The sequence below is a fragment of the Streptomyces sp. NPDC017056 genome, from assembly GCF_044332485.1.
GTDB lineage: Bacteria > Actinomycetota > Actinomycetes > Streptomycetales > Streptomycetaceae > Streptomyces.
In genome coordinates this window covers 22,389-44,635 of the sequence record NZ_JBIRPD010000014.1, presented here as the reverse complement: position 1 = coordinate 44,635, position 22,247 = coordinate 22,389, and the positions used below count along the sequence as shown (strand labels likewise).

General features: G+C 72.1%; 24 protein-coding genes. 9 read left to right on the top strand and 15 right to left on the bottom strand.

The features are described 5' to 3' along the window. Positions 1-9: 9 nt before the first annotated feature. The 9 genes from sbnA to ACH4OW_RS25085 form a co-directional block, all read right to left on the bottom strand. On the bottom strand, positions 10-990 hold the full coding sequence (sbnA, locus tag ACH4OW_RS25125) for a 2,3-diaminopropionate biosynthesis protein SbnA (protein ID WP_398030113.1): 981 nt from the start codon (positions 988-990) through the stop codon (positions 10-12). Positions 991-1,312: 322 nt separating this feature from the next. Continuing rightward, positions 1,313-1,693, bottom strand: coding sequence for a VOC family protein (locus ACH4OW_RS25120; protein ID WP_398030112.1), 381 nt, complete (start codon positions 1,691-1,693; stop codon positions 1,313-1,315). Positions 1,694-1,938: 245 nt separating this feature from the next. Next, a complete protein-coding gene (locus ACH4OW_RS25115; protein WP_360129315.1) occupies positions 1,939-2,844 on the bottom strand; it encodes a glycoside hydrolase family 19 protein in 906 nt (301 codons plus the stop codon). 252 nt (positions 2,845-3,096) lie between these two features. Beyond that, on the bottom strand, positions 3,097-3,342 hold the full coding sequence (locus ACH4OW_RS25110; RefSeq protein WP_398030111.1) for a hypothetical protein: 246 nt from the start codon (positions 3,340-3,342) through the stop codon (positions 3,097-3,099). Between the two features lie 35 nt (positions 3,343-3,377). Further along, a complete protein-coding gene (locus tag ACH4OW_RS25105; protein WP_398030110.1) occupies positions 3,378-4,067 on the bottom strand; it encodes a TNT domain-containing protein in 690 nt (229 codons plus the stop codon). 12 nt (positions 4,068-4,079) lie between these two features. Then, positions 4,080-4,379 carry a hypothetical protein gene (locus ACH4OW_RS25100; RefSeq protein WP_360129187.1) on the bottom strand — a complete coding sequence of 100 codons (300 nt, stop codon included), beginning with the start codon at positions 4,377-4,379 and terminating at the stop codon, positions 4,080-4,082. After that, on the bottom strand, positions 4,376-5,086 hold the full coding sequence (locus ACH4OW_RS25095; protein ID WP_398030109.1) for an SIS domain-containing protein: 711 nt from the start codon (positions 5,084-5,086) through the stop codon (positions 4,376-4,378). The genes ACH4OW_RS25100 and ACH4OW_RS25095 overlap by 4 nt, the downstream gene beginning before the upstream one ends. After that, complete coding sequence (locus ACH4OW_RS25090; protein ID WP_398030108.1) at positions 5,079-5,969, bottom strand: SIS domain-containing protein; 891 nt, start codon at positions 5,967-5,969, stop codon at positions 5,079-5,081. Before ACH4OW_RS25090 ends, ACH4OW_RS25095 begins: the two co-directional genes overlap by 8 nt. A 50-nt stretch (positions 5,970-6,019) precedes the next feature. Then, entirely contained in the window at positions 6,020-8,329 is a 2,310-nt protein-coding gene (locus ACH4OW_RS25085; protein ID WP_398030107.1) for a SpoIIE family protein phosphatase, read from the bottom strand. Positions 8,330-8,660: 331 nt separating this feature from the next. Between ACH4OW_RS25085 and ACH4OW_RS25080 the strand changes: the two genes are divergently transcribed. Together ACH4OW_RS25080 and ACH4OW_RS25075 are read left to right on the top strand one after the other, a co-directional pair. Beyond that, on the top strand, positions 8,661-9,716 hold the full coding sequence (locus tag ACH4OW_RS25080) for an NAD(P)-dependent alcohol dehydrogenase (RefSeq protein ID WP_360129192.1): 1,056 nt from the start codon (positions 8,661-8,663) through the stop codon (positions 9,714-9,716). 38 nt (positions 9,717-9,754) lie between these two features. Then, the gene (locus ACH4OW_RS25075; RefSeq protein WP_398030106.1) at positions 9,755-10,555 is read left to right on the top strand and encodes a DeoR/GlpR family DNA-binding transcription regulator; all 801 of its coding nucleotides are present in this window, start codon (positions 9,755-9,757) and stop codon (positions 10,553-10,555) included. Positions 10,556-10,570: 15 nt separating this feature from the next. Here ACH4OW_RS25075 and ACH4OW_RS25070 read toward each other — a convergent pair whose 3' ends face one another. After that, complete coding sequence (locus ACH4OW_RS25070) at positions 10,571-10,909, bottom strand: hypothetical protein (protein ID WP_360129198.1); 339 nt, start codon at positions 10,907-10,909, stop codon at positions 10,571-10,573. Positions 10,910-11,098: 189 nt separating this feature from the next. On the opposite strand from ACH4OW_RS25070, the gene ACH4OW_RS25065 reads away from it, so the two are divergent. Continuing rightward, positions 11,099-11,239, top strand: coding sequence for a lasso RiPP family leader peptide-containing protein (locus ACH4OW_RS25065; RefSeq protein ID WP_360129201.1), 141 nt, complete (start codon positions 11,099-11,101; stop codon positions 11,237-11,239). 6 nt (positions 11,240-11,245) lie between these two features. After that, positions 11,246-13,090: an asparagine synthase-related protein gene (locus ACH4OW_RS25060; protein ID WP_398030105.1), complete on the top strand. Its 1,845-nt coding sequence runs from the start codon at positions 11,246-11,248 to the stop codon at positions 13,088-13,090. Between the two features lie 40 nt (positions 13,091-13,130). Here ACH4OW_RS25060 and ACH4OW_RS25055 read toward each other — a convergent pair whose 3' ends face one another. After that, a complete protein-coding gene (locus ACH4OW_RS25055) occupies positions 13,131-14,015 on the bottom strand; it encodes a serine protease (protein ID WP_398030104.1) in 885 nt (294 codons plus the stop codon). Between the two features lie 559 nt (positions 14,016-14,574). Between ACH4OW_RS25055 and ACH4OW_RS25050 the strand changes: the two genes are divergently transcribed. Beyond that, positions 14,575-15,681, top strand: coding sequence for an acyltransferase family protein (locus ACH4OW_RS25050; RefSeq protein WP_398030232.1), 1,107 nt, complete (start codon positions 14,575-14,577; stop codon positions 15,679-15,681). 176 nt (positions 15,682-15,857) lie between these two features. Further along, positions 15,858-16,181 carry a YkvA family protein gene (locus ACH4OW_RS25045; RefSeq protein WP_360129213.1) on the top strand — a complete coding sequence of 108 codons (324 nt, stop codon included), beginning with the start codon at positions 15,858-15,860 and terminating at the stop codon, positions 16,179-16,181. A 57-nt stretch (positions 16,182-16,238) separates the two neighbouring features. Here the strand turns inward: ACH4OW_RS25045 and ACH4OW_RS25040 are convergent, their stop codons facing one another. The 4 genes from ACH4OW_RS25040 to ACH4OW_RS25025 form a co-directional block, all read right to left on the bottom strand. Continuing rightward, complete coding sequence (locus ACH4OW_RS25040) at positions 16,239-16,709, bottom strand: pentapeptide repeat-containing protein (protein ID WP_398030231.1); 471 nt, start codon at positions 16,707-16,709, stop codon at positions 16,239-16,241. Positions 16,710-16,735: 26 nt separating this feature from the next. Then, on the bottom strand, positions 16,736-17,173 hold the full coding sequence (locus ACH4OW_RS25035) for a pentapeptide repeat-containing protein (RefSeq protein ID WP_398030103.1): 438 nt from the start codon (positions 17,171-17,173) through the stop codon (positions 16,736-16,738). Further along, on the bottom strand, positions 17,167-17,562 hold the full coding sequence (locus ACH4OW_RS25030) for a hypothetical protein (RefSeq protein ID WP_398030102.1): 396 nt from the start codon (positions 17,560-17,562) through the stop codon (positions 17,167-17,169). Before ACH4OW_RS25030 ends, ACH4OW_RS25035 begins: the two co-directional genes overlap by 7 nt. Positions 17,563-17,642: 80 nt before the next feature. Next, a complete protein-coding gene (locus ACH4OW_RS25025) occupies positions 17,643-18,728 on the bottom strand; it encodes a LacI family DNA-binding transcriptional regulator (RefSeq protein WP_398030101.1) in 1,086 nt (361 codons plus the stop codon). A gap of 181 nt (positions 18,729-18,909) precedes the next feature. On the opposite strand from ACH4OW_RS25025, the gene ACH4OW_RS25020 reads away from it, so the two are divergent. The 3 genes from ACH4OW_RS25020 (at position 18,910) to ACH4OW_RS25010 (ending at position 22,222) form a co-directional block, all read left to right on the top strand. Beyond that, entirely contained in the window at positions 18,910-19,938 is a 1,029-nt protein-coding gene (locus ACH4OW_RS25020; protein ID WP_398030100.1) for an SIS domain-containing protein, read from the top strand. 85 nt (positions 19,939-20,023) lie between these two features. After that, the gene (locus tag ACH4OW_RS25015; protein WP_398030099.1) at positions 20,024-20,857 is read left to right on the top strand and encodes a PfkB family carbohydrate kinase; all 834 of its coding nucleotides are present in this window, start codon (positions 20,024-20,026) and stop codon (positions 20,855-20,857) included. Positions 20,858-20,881: 24 nt separating this feature from the next. Further along, positions 20,882-22,222, top strand: coding sequence for an ABC transporter substrate-binding protein (locus ACH4OW_RS25010; protein ID WP_398030098.1), 1,341 nt, complete (start codon positions 20,882-20,884; stop codon positions 22,220-22,222). Positions 22,223-22,247 lie beyond the last annotated feature (25 nt).

Sequence of the window (22,247 nt, the reverse complement as noted above, 5' to 3'; positions counted from 1 at the left end):
GTCCTCTTCTCAGGCGTGCGCCTGGTCCATTTCCGTTTCCGGGTCGATGAGGTACGGCCATCGTTCGGCCACCCACGCGTCGTTGTAGACGGTCTCCAGGTAGCGCTCCCCGAAATCGGGGGAGAGCGCCGCGACGACGCTGCCGGCCGGGATGTCCTTCGCCGCTCTGCGTACCGCGGCCAGTACGGTCCCGGTGGACCCGCCGAGCAGCAGCCCGCGTTCCCCGGCCAGGACGCGGCACATTTCCACGGCCTCGTCCTCAGGGACCAGCACGATGTCGTCCACGTGCCGTTCGTCGAGGATCTCCGGGCGGCGGCTGGTGCCCAGCCCGGGAATGTGCCGCCGCGACGCCGCGCCGCCGAAGGTGACGGACCCCAGGGCGTCGACCGCGATGACGCGGGTGGCCGGGCTGTGCTCGCGCAGGTACCCGGCGCAGCCCATCAGCGTCCCGGTCGTCCCGGCGCCGATGAACGCGTAGTCGATGCGGCCGAGCGCCTGGACCAACGCGCGTCCGGTGCGCTCCCGGTGCGCGCGCGGCCCGGCCGCGTTGGCGTACTGGTTCAGCCAGTGCGTGTTCCGGTCGCGGCGCAGGCGTTCGTGGATGTAGTTGATGCGGGACTGGAGGTAGCCGCCGTTGCCGTCGCGTACGTCGATCACCACGACCTCGGCGCCGAGCGTCTCCATGAGGCGTACGGACCGGTCGTTGGCGTTCGGGTCGGTCACGCAGGTCAGCGCGTATCCCTTGGCCGCGCACACCATGGCGAGCGCCACCCCGAGGTTCCCGGAGGTCGACTCGATGAGCCGGGTCGCGGGAAAGGGGCGGCCGGAATTCTCGGCGTCGGCGACCAGGGCCACGGCGGTTTTGAGCTTCACCGAGCCGGCCGGATTGAGGCCCTCGATCTTCAGGAAGACGGAGCTTCCCGGGACTAGTCGGTCGACCCGGACGAAGAGATCGTCCAGGATGAGATCATAGACTTCTTCTGCTATCACTGGAATCCAAGGTGATGGAAAGTGGGCATGCGCAGCGGCCGCACCGGCCGGAAAAGCGCATGCGTTGTCGAACTCACGCGTGGTGAGCAAGGCATGCAGAAGAGATGGAAGCCCCCCGTTCCGTTCCCCCGTAGGTCGCGCCAAGTCCCCCGATTCGGCGCGACGGCGACACCCTCACGGAAAGATACCCGCTGGAGCATGATCCTTCCAGCATCCGGGGTAATTGAATGGTAAACCCGTGAGGGTAGGCCGCCGAAATTCGCCCGCCGTGTTTATTCATGCGTTATTGACGGGATGTTGCGCGCCGCGTGCCCGCTGCGCGTCAGAGCGGTGCGAGGCGGGCCTTGAGCAGGCAGAACTCGTTGCCTTCGGGGTCGGCCAGTACATGCCACGACTCGTCGCCCGTCTGGCCGATGTCGGCCGGGCGCGCGCCGAGCTTCAACAGGCGTGCCAGCTCGGCGTCCTGGTCGCGGTCGGTGGCGTTGACGTCGATGTGGAGCCGGGACTTCCCCTTCTCCGGCTCGTCCTGGCGGCTGAGGAAGAGCGTCGGCTGCGCGCCGCCGAACCCTTCGCGCGGCCCGATCTCCAGCGAGCCGTCGTCCTCGCGATCGAGCACGACGAAGTCCAGGACCTCGCACCAGAACCGCGCCAGCGCCTCGGGGTCGCGGCAACCGAGCACGAGTTCACTGATACGACATGCCATGACGAAACCTGCTCTCATTCCGGGAACCGCCGGGGAGGCCACACGCGTACCCCATGGGCTCCCAGCAGTGCGAACAACCCCGCGACCGTACCGGACGGAGTGAGCACGGGTGAAGCGATTTCGGCGCCGGGCCCGTCCTCCTCGGACCGGAATGCCCTCCACGGACCACCGGCCCCGGATCGCGACGAGGCGCGGTCCGGGGCCGGTGGCGTGCGGCCGTGCGGGGGCTGCTCGGCCCCGCCGGCTCAGCAGCTCAGGTTGCCGCCCGTGGAAGTGCCCAGGATCTGGGTGAACTTCTTGAAGTTGTTGATGCGGCTCTGCACCTGGCCGGGGTTGTTCCCGTTGCACTCCAGGCTGCCGTTGATGCTGCGGATCGTCTCGCCGAAGCCGCGGTCGTTGACGATCGCGTCGTGCGGCGTCATGGTGCCGGGGCCACGCTGGGTGTTCCAGTACCACAGGCCGGTCTTCCAGGCCACGGCCGCGTCGGTCTGCACCAGGTTGGGGTTGCGCAGCAGGTCGATGCCGAGTGCGTCACCCGCCGCCTTGTAGTTGAAGTTCCAGCTCAGCTGGATCGGCCCGCGTCCGTAGTAGGCCGCCTGGCCTGCCGGACAGCCGTACGGCTGGTTGCGGTCGCAGTAGTGCGGGTAGTTGGCGGTGTTCTGCTCCACGACATGGACGAGGCCGCCCGTCTCGTGGCCGACGTTGGCGAGGAAGGCGGCGGCCTCCCGCTTCTTGATGGTGTCGCTGCCCGTGTTGGCGAACCCGGGGTACGCGCTCAGCGCCGCCTTGAGCCCGTTGTAGGTGTAGAACGGGTTTCTGTTCGGGAACATCTGGTTGAACTGGGCCTCGCTCACCACGAAGCCCGAGGGGTTGGTGCCGCCACCGCAGTTGTACGGCTCCCAGAACCAAGTGCTGATGACCGGGTCGTAGCCCGGGTTGTCGTGCGTGGCGCGGTAGTACTGGCCGTTCGTGTACTTGACGATGTCTCCGGTGACATACGGCTTACCGGCGGTCCAGACAGTGAAGTTGCAGCTCGCGGCGGGGGTCGCGGTGCCGGGGGAGGGGGCCGCCGTGGCGGGCGGCGCCGCGACGGCGAGCGCCGTGGCGCAGGCGGCGGCCGAGAGCACGGCGGCGATACGCTGCTTGAGCAACACCTGATCACTCCTCAGTGCGGCGGGGCCGCGGGAGATTCGGCGACGGACGGTCCGGCGCGCGACGAGCACCACGGACCGCGCTCCGATTCGCAAGCGCGATCACGGGTGAGAGGTACTCAACTCGCCTGGTCTGTACCAGTCAAGAGGCTCTGGGTCCAGATCGGGGAACGGACAGCAATCGGTCAGCCCAGCGGACGAAACGGGCGGTGGCGGGCCCCCGGAGGGGCCCGCCCGCGGCTGCCGGCGCGCTCAGGTGAGCAGGCGCAAGAGGTGGGCGCAGGCCGCCGGTTCGTCCGGGTGCCGGGCGATGACATGGTGCGCGCCGCGCTCGTACGCACCGGTCTCCCACGCCCCGTCCGGAGCCTGCCGCAGGAACAGGAAGTCCGGGGGCGTGGGGGACGGTTCGTGGACGCCCTCGATGCGGTAGTGGCCGTCGGCCACGCCTGCCGCGATCAGCGCGGCACGTAGGGCGCGGCGGCCCGTGGGTGCGTTCATGGAGGCGACGTCGGCCGGACTGCGGCTGCCGGCCGTCACGTGCTCACGGGCTTGAGGAAGCCGTGGTCCAGGAGCCACTTCACGTTCAGCCGCTGCCCCTGGCCCGGGTCCAGGAACACCGCGTCCAACTTGATCTGCTGTCCGCCGCCGGGCTGCTCGAACCAGGGGGCGATGCTGCCCTGCCACACCCAGAACGGCTTCGCGACCTTGTAGACGTGGTAGTCGCAGGGTGCCGCGGGCTCGCGTGTGTTGAGGTTCTGCGGGGGCAGGGAACGTTCGGCGTACGGGTCGCCCGCCGGCGCCAGGTAGCCGCCGAACTCCGAGCCGAAGCGGTCCAGCCGCTGGCCGGGGCGCAGCTTCGCGGGCTCCTTGTCCACCGTGCCGTTGACCTCGCCGAAGCCGTCGTTGGGCGGGTACTTCCAGCCGCCCGTGTCCGCCGGGCCCTCCCAGTACTTCTTCAGGAAGGCGGACGGCGACAGCTTTCCCGTCCGCTTGTAGTCCTTCAGCAACGGTCCCACCGGCGCCTGCTGCTTACCGGGCAGCCACTTCGGGCCGAGCCGCGCGTCACCCTGGAATTGCCCGGTGCAGGGCTCGTGCCGCGGCGCGGTTGCGGCGACGGCGGCGGAGCGGTCGTCCGGCTGCGGCGCCGCGCTCGCGGCGGTCGGTGCCGTCGCCAGGCCGGCGGCGAGGCCGAGGGCGGCGAGTACGGTACGTATGCGGTTCACTCGGGAGTCCCTTCACGCGCTGATGTCCCCTCGGGACAGCGGAGCGCAGGGTAAACGTTTCGTCACCGGGGGCGCCACGGCCCCACCGGATTCCGGCCAGGCCCGCACACCGGCGCAGGCGAAGGCACGCGCCTCCACGTCGTCGGCGGCCAGGGCCGCGACCTGGTCGCCGGGCAGCCCGCTGATCCTGGCCGGCCCGTCACAACGCAGGCCGGCGTTCAGCCACAGCAGGTGGACCAGCGATTCCCCGGCACGTCCGGCGGGTCCCGGAGGCGGCCTCGCGCGGTCGGCGGAGCTGACGGCGGAGGTCACAGCACACCGCCCCGCTCCTTCCGGACGACCTGTAGCGCGTGCTGGGTCAGTTCCCACAGCGCGTGGTACACGGTCGTCTGCGCTTCCTGGATGCGGTGCACCGAGGGGGACGGGATGACGAACAGGTGGCCGAGCACGTCGAGTCCGGCCAGCAGACCGCCGTCGTGGCCCGCCAGCGCCACCGTCATCATGCCCAGCCGGGCGGCCTCCTCCAGCGCCTGTACGACATTGGCGGACCCGCCGCTGATCGACAGCCCGACCGCGATGTCGCCGCGCCGCCCGAACGCGGCGAGCTGACGCGCGAAGACCACGTCGAAGCCGACGTCGTTGGACAGCGCCGTGACCACCGCGGCATCGCTGGTCAGCGACAGCGCGGGCAGCGGTACGGCGTCGGGCACCGGCCCGGCCGGCGGGTGCAGGAAGGTGGTGGCCAGGCCCTGGGCGTCCGTGGCGCTGCCGCCGTTGCCGAAGGCGAACAGCCGGCCGCCGGCCGCGAAGCGCTCCGCCAGCTGCTCGGCGCAGGCGGCGATCCGGGGCGCGCAGTTGGCGGCGACCTCCCGCCGGAGTGCGGTGATCTCGGCGACCCTCTCCCGCGTCGAACGGGCCACCTCGTCGGCCAGGTCGGTGGCGGGCTCCGCAGCGGCCGTCGCCCGCTTCTCGTACAGGAACGGGTACAACTCCCGTACCGTGTCCGGGACCTCAGTCATCGGAGCCTCCCGGCCGCGGCGGCGCGGCGGTCTCGCCGGCCAGGGCGACGGCCTCTCCGGCGCGGACGAGGACGGCGGCGCCGGGGACGGCGTCGACGAGCGCGACGCTGATCTCCACGCCGTCGCCGCCCGCCGGGTCTTCCGCACCGTCTTCCGCCTCCTCCTCGCGGGCCAGTGCCATGCCACCCGGAAGCAGCCGCAGCACCCGCATCGGACGCGCCTTGTCCGAGTACGTCACGCACACGTCGCCCAGGGAGTCCGGACCGCCGGGCCGCGCCTCCTCCGGAGCGCTCCCCGCGTCCAGCTGGTCGAGGAAGACGTGCGTCAGCTCCCACACCAGGTGGTACGCCGTCACATGCACCTCCTTGACGACCAGCGGGTCCGTGCCGCCCAGCACCAGGACGTGGTCGGCGGGCGGCGCGTCCGCGCGGTCACCACCGCACAGCACGACGGTCAGCAGCCCCGACTCCCGCGCCTGGGCCAGCGCCCGGCGCACATTGGGGCAGCGGCCGTCCGGCGAGACGCCGAGCGCGATGTCCCCGGCGGCGGCGAACGCCCGCAGCTGGTGGGCGAAGACCTCGTCGAAGCCCTGCCGGGCGCCGACGCCGCTGAGCGTCGCCGAGTCGTTGCCGAGGGCCAGCGCGGGCAGCGCCCGCTTGCCCACCACGACCGGATGCATGAACTCGACGGCGATATGGCTCGCGTCCACGCCGGACTCGCCGTTGCCGAACACGATCAGCTGGCCGCCGCCCGCGAACCGCCCCGCCATGTCCCGGCACGCCGCCGCCACCCGGCCGGCCTCCCCGGCGAGGTCGCGGGTGGCCGGGACACGGCGGGAGAAGGCGTGGCGTACGGCCGTCTCGTCGACGTCCGGGCCGTTCATCGGCGTGCTCCCGGCGGGCCGCCGTGCGGCAGGTTGACGGGCATCGTCGCTCAACTCCCTACGTGGAGGACGATGACGCAGGTGTCGTCCTCCGGATTGGTGTGCAGGACGGACAGCAGGGTTTGCAGATGTTCCTCGGGGCTGCCGCAGGCGCCTTGGCGCGCGGTGGACAGCAGCAGGTCCTCCCGGTTGCCGGCCCGGTCGGCGCGGCGCTCGACCAGGCCGTCGGTGTAGAGGATCAGACGGTCACCGGCGTGCAGGGGAAGCGTCTTGAGCGCGTAGCCGGGGTCCAGGCTGGCGCCCAGCGTGGTCCCGTCGTCGTTGCTCAGCTCGGTGGCCCGGCCGCCGCGCACCAGGACGGGCGGCGGGTGCCCGGCGCGGGCCCAGGACAGGGTGCGCTGCTCCGGATCGAAGTGGCCGACGACGGCGGTCGCCGTCAGCGACTCGTCGTGGCCGTGGAAGGCGACCAGGTTCAGGCAGTCGAGGATCTGGGCCGCGTCGGCGCCGGTGTACGCGATCCCGAGCAGCGCGTTGCGCAACTGCGCCATGCCCGCCGCGGCCTGGAGGCCGTGCCCGAGCACGTCGCCGATGGCGATCAGCACCCGGCCGTCGGGCAGTGGCGTGGCCTCGAACCAGTCGCCGCCCACCCGGGCGCAGTTCTCCGCGGGCTGGTAGCGGACGGCGGCCCGCAGTCCGGGGAGTGTGGTGTGCACCCGTGGCAGGAGCGCCAGTTGCAGTTCCTCCGCCATCCGCAGCTGCCGCCCTTCGACCTCCCGGCGGGACGCCTCCAACTCCGCCTCCATGCGCCGGACCGTGGAGATTTCCTGGACGACACTGCGCAGCGCCGCCAGGTTGCCCAGGCTGTCGCGGTGCAGCTCGGCGTTGACGCTCACATGGCGCAACCCCTCGGCGGCGCGCGTACGGACCTCGAACCACACCGGCTCGGGGCTGCGGGACAGCGACTGTACGGCCCGCACGACGACCGGCAGGTCCTCCTCGACGACGTACCCGGGCAGGGCGTCCAGCGGCAACAGGCCGCTCCGCGGGTCGGCTTCGAGGATGTCGTACATCCTCCGCGACCAGGTGACGTCACCGGTGACCAGGTTCCACTCCGCCCAGCCCAGGCCGGCCAGCCGTTCGGCGTCGTCGACCCGGGCCGTCATCCGCGCCTGCTCGTCGTGGAACTGCCAGCTCACCAGCAGGCCGCCGCCCACCCGCTGGGCGCGTACGCTCAGCACGGCAGGGTGCAGTACGCCGTGAAACGGTTCCTCGTACGAGAACGGGCCCCGGTCCAGCGGCACGCCGGTCTCCAGGACCGTCACACAGGCGTCGAAGATCCCGGACAGGGCCATTCCGGGGAAGGCGTCCAGCAGGCGGCTGCCGGTGATCTGCTCGGGCGTGCGGCCCAGGAGGTCCGTGGCGTGCGCGTTGCAGCGGTCGATGGTGAACTCCACGACCCGGCCGAGCGGGCCGCGCACCGGGAAGAGCAGCGCGGCCGGAACGGGGATCGCGTCGATGGCCGCGGCCAGCCAGGTCGCCCGTGCGTCGTCGTCCGGCAGCCCCAAGGCGGCCAGGCCGCGCAGCCGCTGCCCGGCGGAGACGGCCAGCGCCTCCAGCCTCGCGCGGGCCGTGCCGGTCAGCGGTGGGGGAGCGGGCCAGCTGACGTTCACCACCCACACCACGGCCTCGGGGCCGGTGCCGGAGTCGCGCGTCCCGAGGGGGCACGGCGCGTTCGGCGCGTCGCTCCTGGCCGACACCCAGGTCAGGGTGCGCCCGCCGGCCTCGTCGTCGAGCCATACCTGCTGGTCCGCCCGGGCCATGCGGGCCAGCGGGAGTATGCAGTGCAGCGGTACCCGTGAGCAGTCGCTGACGGCTCGCGCGGCGGAGCCGGCGACGCCGCTCGTCCGCAGGACGCCCTCCATGTCCAGGACCGCCAGCACCACCGCGGCGGCGCCCCAGGGCCGGACCCGTTCGTGCAGCCGTTGCGCCAGTTCCGCCGGGCTGCGGGCGGTGGTCAGCTCGGTGGCTCCGTCGAAGGGTCCGGATTCGAGGGGGACCGTTACCTCACGGCCGTGGGCCCGTACGGTCTCGCCTCCGGTGCCGGGAGCCGGGCCACCGGCGGATCCGGGTGTTCCGGCCCTGGGGACGTCGTCGGCGGCGCCTGCCCGGGCGCCCGTGCCCGGGCCCACCAGCCCGCTCGCGCAGTCCCGGGCCTGGGGTTCGTCGCACCCGAGGTGTTTGATCAGGAGTTCCGCGACGCGTGCGGTGGTCAGCACGGCTCCGGCCGTGGAGGCGCCCTCCGCCGAGGGGCGGCCCTCCTCCGGCCGGGCACCGGCAATACCGCTCTCGCACCGGACCATGGCACCTCGTCGCTTCTTCGAAGGCACCTGCGCCCGCCCCGCACGTTCTCCGGGTGTCGCACGGGTGCCGTACACACACGACCGGTCGGGGGAGCCTGCCTCATGTTGGCCGATATCTATCAGTGCCTACTCGATCACCGTGGGGAGTGGCCGTTAATGTCCCATGCCTTTGTCGCGGCACGCTCGCGCGCCAGAAGGCGAGCGGCGGTTGACCGTAATTGATCAGCGAGGTGCCCTGCCCGACGGGTGGCGCTCCCTCGCTTTCCTCACGCATTATGTGAGATGAAGACCGGAAAACCTGATAACAAGGAACGGGAGCCGTGACCGGAGAATGACCGCCAACGCCCTGCCCGCGCACATCCCGGACACCATGCGCGCCGCCGTGCTGCACGCGCCGAAGGACCTGCGGACCGAGGAGCGGCCCGTCCCGCGCCCCGGGCCCGGACAGGTCCTGGTCCGCGTCGAAGCGGTCGGCATCTGCGGCTCCGACGTGCACTACTACGAGCACGGGCGGATCGGCGACTTCGTCGTCCGCGCCCCGATGGTCCTCGGACACGAGCCCGGCGGCACCGTCGTCGCCCTCGGCCCCGGCGCGACCAGGCACCGGCCGGGGCAGCTCGTCTCCCTGGAACCCGGAGTGCCGTGCGGGGCCTGTGCGCAGTGCCGCCACGGCCGCTACAACCTCTGCCCCGAGGTGTCCTTCTACGCCACCCCGCCGGTCGACGGCGCCCTGTGCGAATACGTCGCCATCGACGAGAACTTCGCCCACGCCGTACCCGGCACGCTGACCGCCGAGACCGCGGCCCTGCTGGAGCCGCTGTCCGTCGGCGTGTGGGCGGCGCGCAAAGGGCGGATCGGCCCCGGCTCGCGGGTGCTGGTCACCGGCGCGGGCCCCATCGGCCTGGTCGCCGTCCAGACGGCCCGCGCCTTCGGCGCCACCGAAGTGGTCGTCACCGACATCGCGCCGCAACGGCTCGACCTGGCGCGGCAGTTGGGCGCCACCGGCACGGTGGACGTCCGCGGCACCCGGCTCGCCGCCACCGGATACGCCCCCGACGTCCTCCTGGAGTGCTCCGGCGTCCCGGCCGTCGCCGACGAGGCGATCAGGACCGTCGGGCGGGCGGGACGGGCGGTGCTGGTGGGGATGGGCGGGGACACCGTGCCGCTGCCGCTGGCCCATGTGCAAAACTTCGAGATCGAGGTCACCGGCACCTTCCGGTACGCCAACACCTGGCCGACCGCCATCGCCCTGGCCGCCTCCGGGGAGGTGCGGCTCGACCGGCTGGTCTCCCACCGGTACGGCCTGGAGGAGGCCGGGCAGGCGCTCACCGCCGCGGCCCGCGACCGTACGACGATCAAGCCCCTGGTGTGCCCGCTGCCCGGCTGACCACCCGGGGCGAGGACCAGAGAGGGAAGGGACGCCGGATGCCCGCCAAGGCACGGCCCTCGCAGGCCGCCGTCGAACAGCGGCGGCAGTCCGTCCTGCGGTACGTCGCCGACCACGGGGACCTGCGCATCGACGCGCTCGCCGCCCGCTTCGACGTCAGCCTCATGACGATGCACCGCGACCTCGACGACCTCGCCGGGCGCCACCTGCTCCGCAAGGAGCGGGGGCGCGCCGTCGCCTTCCCCGCCCTCACCATGGAGACCGCCACCCGCTTCCGGGAGGAAGCGGGCCTGCCCGCCAAGACCGCGCTGTGCGCCGCGGTGGCCGGGCGCATCACCCCGGGCAGCACCGTGCTGATGGACGACTCCACCACCCTCTACCCGCTGGCCGGGATGCTGGCCCGGCACGAGCGGCTCACGGTGGTCACCAACTCCGTCGGCCTCGCCCAGCGCCTGGGCGCGGCGCCCGGCGTGGCCGTCACCCTGCTCGGCGGCCGGTACCGGAGCGAGTTCAACTCCTGCACGGGACCGGAGGTCACCCGCGCCCTCGCCCGGATCCACGCCGACCTCGTGCTGACGTCCGCCACCGCCGTACTCGACGGGCGGCTCTTCCACCCGCTGAGCGAGTACGTCGAGGTCAAGGAAGCCATGCTGGACTCCGCCGGCGAAGCCGTGCTCCTCGCCGACCACACGAAGTTCGGCAAACGCGCCACCTACGCGTACGGCACCGCCGCCCGCTACCGGACGGTGCTCACCGACACCGGCACCCCCGCCGCCGAGCTGGCCGCCCTGCGCGCCACCGGCACCGACGTGCAAACCGTCGAACCGGCCGCCGACTGAGGCGCGCGGCCCCGCTCACGTGCCGGCGGGCGGGAGAGCGGCGACCGTGTCGAGCAGGCCGTTGACGTCGCCCAGGGCCGCCTGCCCGTCGTCGGCGCCGGCCTGCCGCGGGTCGTCCAGGAAGTCGGCGGTGCAGGCCATCAGCTGGTACATGGCGCCGATGGGTTTCAGGCCGTAGGAGGCGTCCAGGAGGTAGCGCGTGATGATGCGGGCGGTGAGCAGGCCGCCGTTGTCGTCGCGGGCGAGGACCAGGGCGAGCGCGAGGTTGCGGTCGGCGTCGTCCGGCTGCCAGGAACCACCGAGGTCACGGGCGAGGGCGGTGGCCTGGGAACGGATGTCGGATGCCGCGTTCATGGTCCGACCGTGCCACACCGGCGGGCCGCGCGCTTCGAATGGGCCCACGGGCGCGTCACCCCGCCGGGTGAAGACGGCGGCCGTCCGGCGTAGGGCGGTGCCCTGGTGGGCAGTCCTTGGGCCGCGTGGGCCCGGCGGCCCTGAACCGGTCAGGGCGGCGCGGGGCCGGTACGCGGAAAGGGGAGTTCTGTGGAACCGGACGAAACCTATGAACCGCCCGTCGTGCAGGAGACCGGCGGCTTCACCGAGCTGACGCTGGGCTCGAACAGCGGCACCTTCTTCGAAGGCGGCTACGCCCCCTGGTACTGGCAGATCCCGCCGGCGGGCTGACGGACCTTGGCCGACGAGGTGTGGTTCGCGGTCTTCCCCGACGGCGGCCGCGGACCGGCCGCGGCGCGGCTGCTGCGCGCCCGGGCGACCGAGGTGGTCACGCACCACTCCGGGCGCCCGTGGCTGCTGGGCAGCTGGCCGGCCGGTCAGGTGGTGGTCGCCGCCGCGGGAAGCGCGCGGATGGCGGTGATCGGGCGGTGCCCGGTCACCGCGGAAGCGCTCGCGGACCGGCTGCGCGCCCTCCGGGACGTCTCCGACACCGAACGGGCGCTCGCCGGGCTGCCGGGCAGCTTCCACGCGGTCACCTCGGCGGACGGCCGGGTCCGGGTGCGCGGCAGCGCCTCGGCGGTACGGCGCGTCTTCCACGCCCGGGTGGAGGGCGTGACGGTGGCGGCCTGCCGCGCCGACACCCTGGCGGCAGCGGTCGGCGCGGGCGTGGACGAACGGCATGTGGCACTCCACCTCCTGGCGACGCCCCCGCCGTACCCGCTCGGCGACGGTCCCGGCATCTGGCGCGGCGTCGAGTCCGTGGCCGCCGGGCACTGCCTGCTGCTGGACGCGGACGGGCGGGCCGCCATCCGGCGGTGGTGGACACCGCCGGAACCCGAACTGTCCGCGGCCCAAGGGGCGGACGCGGTGTGCCGCGCGCTCACCGCCGCGGTGGACTCCTGCACCACCGGCCGCAAGACGGTGAGCGCGGACCTCTCCGGCGGCATGGACTCCACCAGCCTGTGCTTCCTCGCGGACCGCGGCCCGGCCCGCCTGGTCACCTTCGGCTGGGAGAGCGTGGACCCGGCGAACGACGACGCCGCCTGGGCCGCGCGGGCGGCCGCCCGGCTGCCCGGCGCCGAACACGTACGGCCCGAACGGACCCGCGCGCCCCTGTGGTTCAGCGGCATGACCGGTCTGAAAGCGGTGTCGGACGAGCCGGGCGTCTGGGCCCGTGACAGCGCCAGGCTCGCCACGCTCGCCGGCCACATGGCCGGGCGGGGGTCGGGGCTGCACCTGTCGGGCGGCGGCGGTGACGAGCTGTTCGGCGACCTGCCGCCGTACCTGCACGACGTCCTGCGCAGCCACCCCTGGGCGGCGCTCGGCCGCGTACGCCGGGCCCGGGCCGTCCGGCGCGGGCCGCTGTGGCCGCTGCTGCGCGGACTGGCGGACCGCAGTGCCTTCACCCGGTGGCTGACCGCCTGGGCCGACCACCTGACCCAGGACCGGGCGCGGCCCGCACCCGCCCGCTATACGTCCGGTACGGCCTGGGGCACGCTGTCGCCCATGCCGCCCTGGGCCACGCAGGAAGCGGTACGGGCGGCACGGGACCTGCTGCGCGCAGCGGCCGCCGAGGGTCCCGAACCGCTCGCGGAACGGCGCGGCCGGCACGCCGCGCTGAGTGCCGTGCAGACGTGCGGCCGCGCTTTCCGGCAGGTCGACCAGGTGACGTCCGGCCTGGGACTGCCGTACGCCGCGCCCTTCCTCGACGACGGCGTGATCGAGGCCGCGCTGTCCGTACGGGTCGCCGAGCGCAGCGCGCCGGGACGCTACAAGCCGGTCCTCGCCGAAGCCATGCGGGGCGTCGTCCCCGACCTGCTCCTGGCCCGGTCCACCAAGGGCGAGTACACCGCCGACTTCTACTCGGCCCTGCGCCGGAACCGGTCCGCCCTCGCGGAACTGTTCAACGACTCCCGCCTGGCCGGGGCGGGGCTCCTGGACACCACGGCCCTCGGCGCCGGCCTCGGCCGGCCCCAGCTGTCCGCGGACGTGCTGCGCGCCCTCGACAACACGCTGGCCTGCGAGGTGTGGCTGCGTTCGGTGCCCGGCGCGTTCAGCGGGCCGGTGCCCGGCGGCGGTTGACGCCACCGGCGAGCACGGCGTGTGCCCGCCGGTGGGTGTCTCAGCCCTTGGGCAGGACGCAGCCTGGCCGACCCAGGTCGAGCTTGTTGCCGGTGCCGAAGCACTTGGGTATCTCGTACGTCTCCTGTGCGTAGCCGATGCCGCGGCGCACACTCACCTGGCCGTTGGCGTCGACCTCACAGGGGTTGTTCATGGTGCAGCGCTGGCCGCTCTCGTTGATCGTGTTGTTGACGGCCGCCACCTTGCCGGAGGCGACGTCGATCACCGGTGAACCCGAGGTGCCGCCGATGACCTTGCAGGGGGCGGTGTAGCGGACCGAGTCCTTCCAGGTCCAGTTTCCTTCCTTCAACCGGTAGGCGAAGCCGTCCATGTTGCAGTTGTAGGTCTTCTTCCAGTAACCGGAGACGACGCTGATCGCGGCGCCCTTGGCCGGGTGGGTGGTGGCGACGTCCAGCGCGTTGATGCCGTAGCGCTGCTTGATCTGGGCGTAGGTGGAGGAGAGTTCGTAGAGCGAGACGTCGGTGTCGGTCATGGTCGCGTAGACGACCTTGGTGGCGCGGACCGTGCCGAGGTTGCCCGCCGAGGCGCTGAGGACGGTGAAGCTGCGGCTGGAGGGCTGGTCGACGACGACCTCGCCCGCGTCGGGCATGCCGCTCTCCAGGCAGTGCCCGTTGGACATGACCAGTGCGGGGTCGTTGTCGGTCGAGGTGGGCATGCGCACGATCGATCCGGAGCAGTTGCTGAGCGCCACCGTGCCGGCGAAGCTCACGGCTCTGGGAGCCGCCGCCTTGACCGCCGCCGGGTGCCCGGCGGCGTCGGAGACGGTGGCGGAGGTGGTGGCGGCACCGGCGGTTCCGGCGGTGCCCACGAGCGCCGCGGTACCCAGGACGGCCGTGGCCAGGGCACCGACGAGAGGGCTTTTCATGTGGGGGTCCTCTCAGAATCCGTAGCCGAAGGTCCTTCGGCTTTGACGTGCGCATTGTTGGGGCTCCTGAGGCTCCTGGCAACAACTTCGCCGTAACCGGCGGGAAGTCGGCCCGCGCGCGGGGTCGCGTGCCGGGCGGCCGCCGACGACGTGCGGCCGGGCGGCGGCGGCCCGCTCGCCGGGTGGGCGGCGGTGCGCGGGCGGGCCGGCTGCCCGGGGACACGGCCGGGCCCGGGGCACCGGTCCGCTTTTTTCATGTATTTCTCAGAAACGGCAGCGATGCACCACAGCAGCGCCCCTGTTGACCTGCACCGCCGTCGACTGTCGCGAACATCACGGATGTTGTGGACACAGGGCAGGTGAGGTGTCGTACCCTAAACTCCGCGATCCGTTCGCGCATTTTCCACGGTTTACCGCAAAATTCGGACAGAATGCCGCCGCACCGTCGTTAAGGACCCGGATGCTTTACGCCGCGCCCAAACACCCTCCCGTACCACAGGAGGGAGTGCGGCGGCCCAGACTCAGGGTCCTCGACGCGCTGAGACTGCTGGCGGCCCTGATGGTCCTGGCGTATCACTACATCACCCTGCGCGACGGCTGGGGCGAGGACCCGGACACGTTCTCCCCGGTCGTGTACCACCTGTCGGAGTACGGGTGGCTGGGCGTCGAAGTGTTCTTCTTGATCAGCGGATTCGTCATCTGTATGAGCACCTGGGGGCGTTCCCTCGGCGATTTCGTGACCTCCCGCGTTTCCCGTCTCTATCCCGCCTATTGGATTGCCGTACTGCTCACGGCGGCCGTCTTGACGGTGTGGCCGAACGTCCGCAGCGCGGACAACTGGGAAACCGTGCTGACGAACCTCACGATGCTCCAGCAGGGGCTCGGGGTGCCCGATGTCGACGACGCCTACTGGACGTTGTTCATCGAGCTGAAGTTCTACCTGCTGTTCGCGATCGTGGTGTTCCGCGGGGTCACCTACCGCCGGTGCGTGCTCTTCTGCGGCCTGTGGACCGTGGCCGGGGTGGTGGCGTTGAAGTCCAACAGCGACCTGCTCTCGGTGTGGGCCATCGCGCCGTACTCCCCGTACTTCATCGCGGGCATCGCCTTCTACCTCATGCACCGCTTCAAGCCCACCGCCCTGCTGTGGGCCATTGTCGCGGTCTCCTTCCTGCTGGCCCAGCACTATTTGCGCGGCCGGCTGGTGATGAATCTCGGCGCGAAGGCGGACGTGGCGCAGGGATGGCCGGTGCGGTTGGCCGTCCTGGTGGCTTTCGCCCTGATGGCCGCCATTGCCCTCGGCTGGTTCGACAGACTCCAATGGCGCTGGTTGTCCACCGCCGGAACGCTCACCTATCCGCTCTACCTGCTCCACATGTACGTGGGTTTCACCCTCATCGACCTGCTGCGCGACCGGGTGCCCGCCGGTGTGCTCCTGCCGGGCATCGTCGTTCTCATGCTGTTCCTCTCCTGGCTGGTGCACCGGTTCGTGGAACGGCCGCTGGGCAAAAAACTGCGGAACGCCATGAAGAAGAGCTTCGAGGAGATGCGGTACCGATCGAGAACGGAAATTCCGGCCCCGTCGGCGGAAAAGCAGCCAAAAATCATACGGGAGCGGGAGGAGCGGAAGCGGGAGGCGCGGAAGCCGGATCCGGAATTGCTGCATTGACGGACGCGGCTGCGGCTGCGGCTGCCGGCGAGGCTCCGGCGGAACTCTGGCCCCAGCCGTCCCGCGCGCCGTTTCGCCTCGCCTGATCGCTCGTTGACGTGTGTGCCGACCGGCACCGGAAGGAGAATTCCGGTGCCGGTCGGCATTTCACGCGCGACGGAGGGAAGACGTCAGGGATGAGCGGTGAGATGTGGGCGGTCGTGGTGATCGTGGCGGTCCTGCTGGGGGCGATGGTCGTCGCGGCGATCGTGCTGCTGGTCAAGGTGGTCCGCGCGCGCAGCGCCCTGCGTGACGCGGGCGTACCGCTGGAGAACAAGGTCGCGTACTGGGGAGCGCTGCTCTATCTGATCTCCCCGATCGACCTGCTGCCCGATCCGGTCCTGCTCGACGACATCGGTGTGCTCCTCCTGGCCCTGCGCTCGCTACAGGCAGCGGCCGACGCCTCGGGGGTGGGCAAGGGGAAGCGGTCCGCCTCGCGGGAGGTCGAGGCGGGCATGTGACACCCAGGGCGTGACTTTCGGATCACCCCGGGTCCGCGCCGCGGCTGTCCGAGGGGCCTACGGGCGCTGCGCGGCTTCGCACGCGTCCATGCGGGCCAGGACCTCGGCGTTCCTGGCCAGGTCCGGAGGCAGCCTGGTGGAACGGTGGAGGTTCGCCCGCAGGAGCTGGTCCACGGCCAGATAGCCGTGCTCCGACAGCGGGTACGTCCGCAGGCCGGTGCCGCCGAGGTCGACCCCGCGCAGGTCGGCCTGCCGGAGGTGCGCCCCGCTCAGATCCGTGTCCAGGAAGTTCGCGCCGCGCAGGTTCGCCCGCGTGAGCACGGCACCTTCGAGGACGGCCTCCGTCAGATCGGCGGCCATGAGATTCGCGCGGCTCAGATCCGCTTCCCCCGGCGCGGCTTCCCGCAGTTTCGCCCCCTGGAGATCGGCTCCCGCCAGGTTGGCGCCCTCAAGGCCGGCCTGGCGCAGGTTCGCCTCGCGGAAGTCGGCACCGGACAGGTCGGCACCCCACAGCGCGACCCCGCGCAGATCCGCTTCCCGGAAGTCCGCGCCGGCTAGGGCGTGTCTTTCGGATCATCCCGGGCCCGCGCCGTCTGGCACGGCACCTCGCGGCGTTGTCGCATCACCCACGGACACCCAGTCCGAGGGCAATGCTCCGCCTTGCGATGCACCGCACCAGACGGCGCGGGCTGATCCGGGCTGATCCAAAAGACACGCCCGAGGTCCGTACCCCGGAAGTTCAAGGCCCGCAGGTCCGCACGGCGGAAGTCGATGCCGCGCAGGTCCACGTGCTCGCGGGGCAGGTTGCGCAGCGGGTGGTCGGAGATCACGGTGAGGGCGGTGTGGATGTCCTCGGGCAGCGGGCGTGTGCGGTGCCGCTCGGCCGGGCCCCGGTCCTGGCCGGCCCGGGCACCGGCGTCGCACGGCCGCCCGCCGCCGTTGCCGGGGGTCGGGTGGTGCGTACGCACGTATGCGGCCAGCACGTTCACCACCGTGAGGTGGTCCTTTGCGTGAGTCGTGCATGATGTGCTGGAGCGCGTAGATGCCGCCCAGCCGTTCGGTGGGGCAGCTTGATCGCCGCCACGTAGCGGTCGGTGACCTGTCCCTCGCGCGCGATCTCCGCCTGCTCCTGGTCCTTCTCCCGGGTGTGCTGCAACGTGCGGTGGGTGTAGAAGAGGCCGGCCGCGGCGATGAGCCCGGCCCCGAGGGCGACCAGGGCGGTGCGGAACCCGGTGATGACGACGCCGTCGGCCGGCTGGAGGCCGCGGGTGCGCAGGTGGGCGCCGTCGATCCACCACGGCCCGTGCCAGAGCAGCAGGGTGTATCCGGCGGTGGCGGCGGCCAGGAGCGCGAGCAGGAGGTAGCGCTTGACCGGCTTCATGCCGTACATCATGTCCGCGGCGGACCGGCGGCGCCCCGAGGCCCCCGGAGATCCGCCCCCGGCCCCCGGCCCACCCGGCCCTACTCGCGCCCCTTCTTCCCCTTCGCCGCCCGCGCCACCGACTCGCGTGCGATGAACTCCGTGGGCAGCGTGGTGTGTTCGGGGCGGTGGGTGCCGCCCTGTACGCGGGCGATCAGGGCGTGCACGGCTTTGGCGCCCAGTTCCTGTACGGGCTGGGCGACCACGCTGATCCGCGGGCGTACGGCGCGAGCCCAGTCGGTGTCGTCGAAGGTGATCACGGACAGGTCCTCCGGCACGCGCAGCCCCAGCTCCCGGGCCGCGGACAGCACGCCCAGCGCGATCAGGCTGTCGGTGGCGAAGACGGCGGTGGGCGGCGCGGGGGAGTCCAGCAGGTCCGCGGCGAGCACGGCCGGGTCCTGGCCGTGGAAGGCGCCGGTGCGCAGGTAGCTGCCGGTGTCGGCGATGCCCGCCTCCCGCAGTGCGGCGCGGTAGCCGGCTATGCGGGCCAGGCCCGTGGAGCCGGGGTCCACCGGGTCGTCGGCGTCGTCGTTGCCCACCAGGCTGACCAGGGCGATGCGCCGGTGTCCCATGGCGATCAGGCGGCGTACGGCGTCCTGGGCCGCGCCGTGGTTGTCGACGGCGACGGAGTCCATGTCGAGGCGGGGCACGCGCCGGTCGAGGAGGACGACCGGGCAGCCGCCGGCGTGGGCGGCGGTGAGGTGGCCGGTGTCGGTCGTGGAGGCGGGGGCGACGATCAGGCCGTCGACGTGCTTGTCGCGCAGCATCTTCACGGCGGCCCGCTCGGCCGCCGGGTCCTCGTCGGTGTTGGCCAGCAGTACCTGGTAGCCGGCCGCGCGGGCGGCGTCGGTGATGCCGCGGGTGACGCCGGCGAAGAACGGGTTCTGGATGTCGGCGATCACCGCGCCCAGGGTGTGCGTCCGCCCGGTGATCATGGACCGGGCGAGCTGGTTGGCGCGGTAGCCCAGTTTCTCGGCGGCGGCTCGTACGCGCTCGCGGGCCTCGGGGCTGACGGAGCCGTAGTCGGCGAGGGCCCGGGAGGCGGTGGAGCGGGAGACGCCCGCCTCGCGGGCGACGTCGGGGATCGTGGCGGGCCGGTGCGGGCCACTGCGTCGGTTCGTCGTCATGGCGTCGCCAGGCTATCGGCTGTGCAGGGGTATTGACGCCCTGCCGGCGGCGGTGGGAAGGTTCCCGACATCCCCGCTGGGAACGTTCCCAACTTCGCGCCGACGGGCGCTCTCATGCTGCTTTGGGAACGTTCCCAGCGCGCCATTGGGAACGTTCCCAACCTGCTCGGAGAGGACCCGCGTGACCACCGCAACCCTGCCCCTCAAGCCCATCACCGAGGACTTCAAGGAGGCCGTGGCCTTCGCACTGAGCCAGAACGAGACGGCCCGCGCCTTCGTGGACGACGTCGTCGGCGCCGGACTGCGCAACGTCTTCCTGGTCGGCTGCGGAGGCTCGCTCACCGCCTCCTACCCGGCGCACTTCCTCCTGGAGACCCGCGCGGGCTTCCCGGTCTTCCACATGAACAGCGACGAGTTCAACCTGCGCAAGCCCGCGCTGCTGGGCGAGGGGTCACTCGTCCTCGTCTCCTCGCACACCGGCACCACCAAGGAGACCGTCGCCGCAGCCCACTACGCGCGCTCCACCGGCGCCAGGGTCGCCGCCCTCACCCGCGACGCCGACAGCGCGCTGGCGCAGGCCGCAGACATCGCCTTCACCTACCGCAGCGAGGACACCGTCGTCGCCCCGAAGGGCGTGCTCTTCGGACAGCTCGCGTACGCGCTGCTGGAGAAGACCGGCGCCCCAGACGACTACGCGACGATCCGCAAGGCGTACGAAGCGCTGCCCGACGCCCTGTACACCGCGCAGGAGGAGGGGGAGGCGCTCGCCCACTCCATCGCCACCGCGCTCGCCGACGAACCGGTGACGTACGTGCTCTCCGCGGGCCCCAACTACGGCGCGGGCTACGGCTTCACCATGTGCTACCTGATGGAGATGCAGTGGAAGCACGGCGGCAGCTACCACGCCGGTGAGTTTTTCCACGGTGCCTTCGAGGTCGTCACCGAGGACCAGCCGGTGATCCTCTTCCTCGGCGAGGACGCCACCCGCCCGATGGCCGAACGCACCAAGACGTTCCTGGACACGTACACCCGCAAGGCCCACTACGTCGACTCCCGGATCTTCACCCTGCCCGGTGTGCCCGGGGCGGTGCGCGGCGACATCACCCCCATCGCGCTGGACGTCTTCGGCACCCGGCTGGCCCGCCACTACGAGTCCGTACGCGGCCACGACCTCGACAAGCGCCGCTACATGTTCCAGGTCGACTACTGAGCCCGCGCCGCCGCGTTCGCCCGGCCCGGTGCCCGTCGGCGCACCGGGCCGGCCCCCACCGGAGCCAACTGGAGGAAAGAGCGGTATGCGCATCTGCGGACTCGGCGACAACGTCGTCGATCGCTACCCACGGCGCGGACTGATGTACCCCGGCGGCAACGCCCTCAACGTCGCGGTGCACGCCGCGCGGTGCGGCGCCGAGGCCGCGTACCTCGGCGTCACCGGCAGCGACGCGGCCGGCCGGCACGTACGGGCGGCGCTGGCAGCCGAAGGCGTTTCGACGGAACGGGCCCGTATCGCCGAAGGGCCCAACGCCTACGCCACCGTCCACCTCGACGACGAGGGCAACCGGACCTTCGGCGACTGCGACGAGACGATCTCCCTGTTCACGCCGGACGACGCTGACCTGCGCTGGCTCCGCGGCTTCGACCTGGTGCACACCGGCGACTGCAGCGGCATGGAGGAGCAGCTGCCGCGGCTCGCCGCCGCCTGCCCGGTCAGCTTCGACTTCTCGGACCGGCCCTGGAGTTACGCCGAACCGCTGCTGCCCGACGTACGCAGCGCCGTCCTCTCCCGGCCCGACGCGGACGAGGACGAGGCCGCCGGGCTGCTGGCCCGCGCGCACCGGCTCGGCGCGAAGCTGGCCGTGGTGACGCGGGGCGCCCGGGGCGCGGTGCTGTCGTACGAGGGCACCGCGCACCACCAGCCGGTCGTGCCCGTCCGCGCCACCGACACCCTCGGCGCCGGCGACTCCTTCATCGCGGCACTGCACCTCGCCCTCCACCAGGGGCGCCCGCTCGCCGACGCGGCGGGCTACGCCGCCACGTACGCGGCAGCCGTGTGCACCCTGCCAGGCGCCTTCGGCCACCCCCTCGCCCTCGAAGACCCGCGGCCCCGCACCGCGTCCCGATGTCCCTGACCCATCCCCGCCAGGAGAGAGCCGATGCGCCGCACTCCCGCCGTCGTCGCCGGCCGCCTGCTCGCCGCCCTGCTGACCCTCGTGGCCGCCGGGTGCGGGCAGGCCCCCGTCCGCGTCACCCCGAACGACTTCGCCCTCGACGGACCCCCGCGCGGGCACCTCACCATCCTGGAGAAGTGGGCCGACCCGGAGTACGCCCCGTACTTCAAGGACGTGGTCCGCGACTACGAGCGCCGCAACCCGGGCGTCACCATCGACCTCCAGGCCGTCGGCGACCAGCCGTACAAGGACCGCATCGCGGTCCTGGCGGCCTCCCGCGAGCTGCCCGACATCTATTTCTCCTGGCCCGGCCGGTACGCGCGCAAGTTCGCCGACGGCAAGCTCGCCGCCGACCTGTCGGCGCCGCTCAAGAACACCGGCTGGGGCCGCACCTTCGAAGCCGACGCGCTCGACGCGTTCACCTTCGACGGGCGCACGTACGGGGTGCCGCTGGACGTGGACGCCAAGGTCTTCGCGTACAACACCGAGATCTTCGCCAAGGCCGGGGTGCGGCGGGCACCGCGTACCTTCCCCGAGCTGCTGACGGCCTGTGACCGCATCTCCGAAGCGGGCTACACGCCCCTCGCGTTCGGCAACCAGTACGGCTGGCCCGCCGGTCACCTGCTCACCCAGTTCAACGCCATGGAAGTGCCGGCCGGCGTACTGGCCAGGGACTACGACGGCGACGGAGGCGGCAGCGCCTTCACCCACCCCGGCTACGAGCGCGCGTTCGAGGACCTCGGGCAGCTCGCGTCACGCTGCATGGGACCGTCCGGCACGAGCGTGAGCCACGAGTCCGCACAGACCCGGCTGCTGTACGGCAAGGCCGCGATGCAGTACCTGGAGACCCTGGAATTCTCCTACTTGAGCACCAAGGGAGGCGCCCCGGGCACATTCGCGAAGAGCTGGGACTTCTTCACCATGCCCGCCATCCCGGGTGCGGCGGGCTCGCCCCGCGCCGTCGCCGGGGGAGCGGATGGCCTGCTCGTCGCCAACTCTTCCCCCAACAAGCCGCTCGCCGTCGACTTCCTCAAGTACCTCACCAGCCGCGACCAGGCCCGCAAGATGGTGCGCGACCTGGGCTGGCTGAGCGCGGTCAAGGGCACGGCGGACGCCGCGCGGTTGAAGGGGCTGTCCAAGGCGCAGCACACGCTCGCGGACAGGGACATGGCGCTCTGGCTCGACACCCGCGCCGACGACAAGATCGTCAATCCGTACCTCTCGGCGGCCGAAGCCGTCCTGGGCGGCCGGACGACCGCCGCCCAGGCGGTGCGCCAGGTACGCGAGGGCGCGCGGCAGGCCCACCGCTTCCGCGTCCGTGACTGACCCCCGTACGTCACCCACCCCCCGA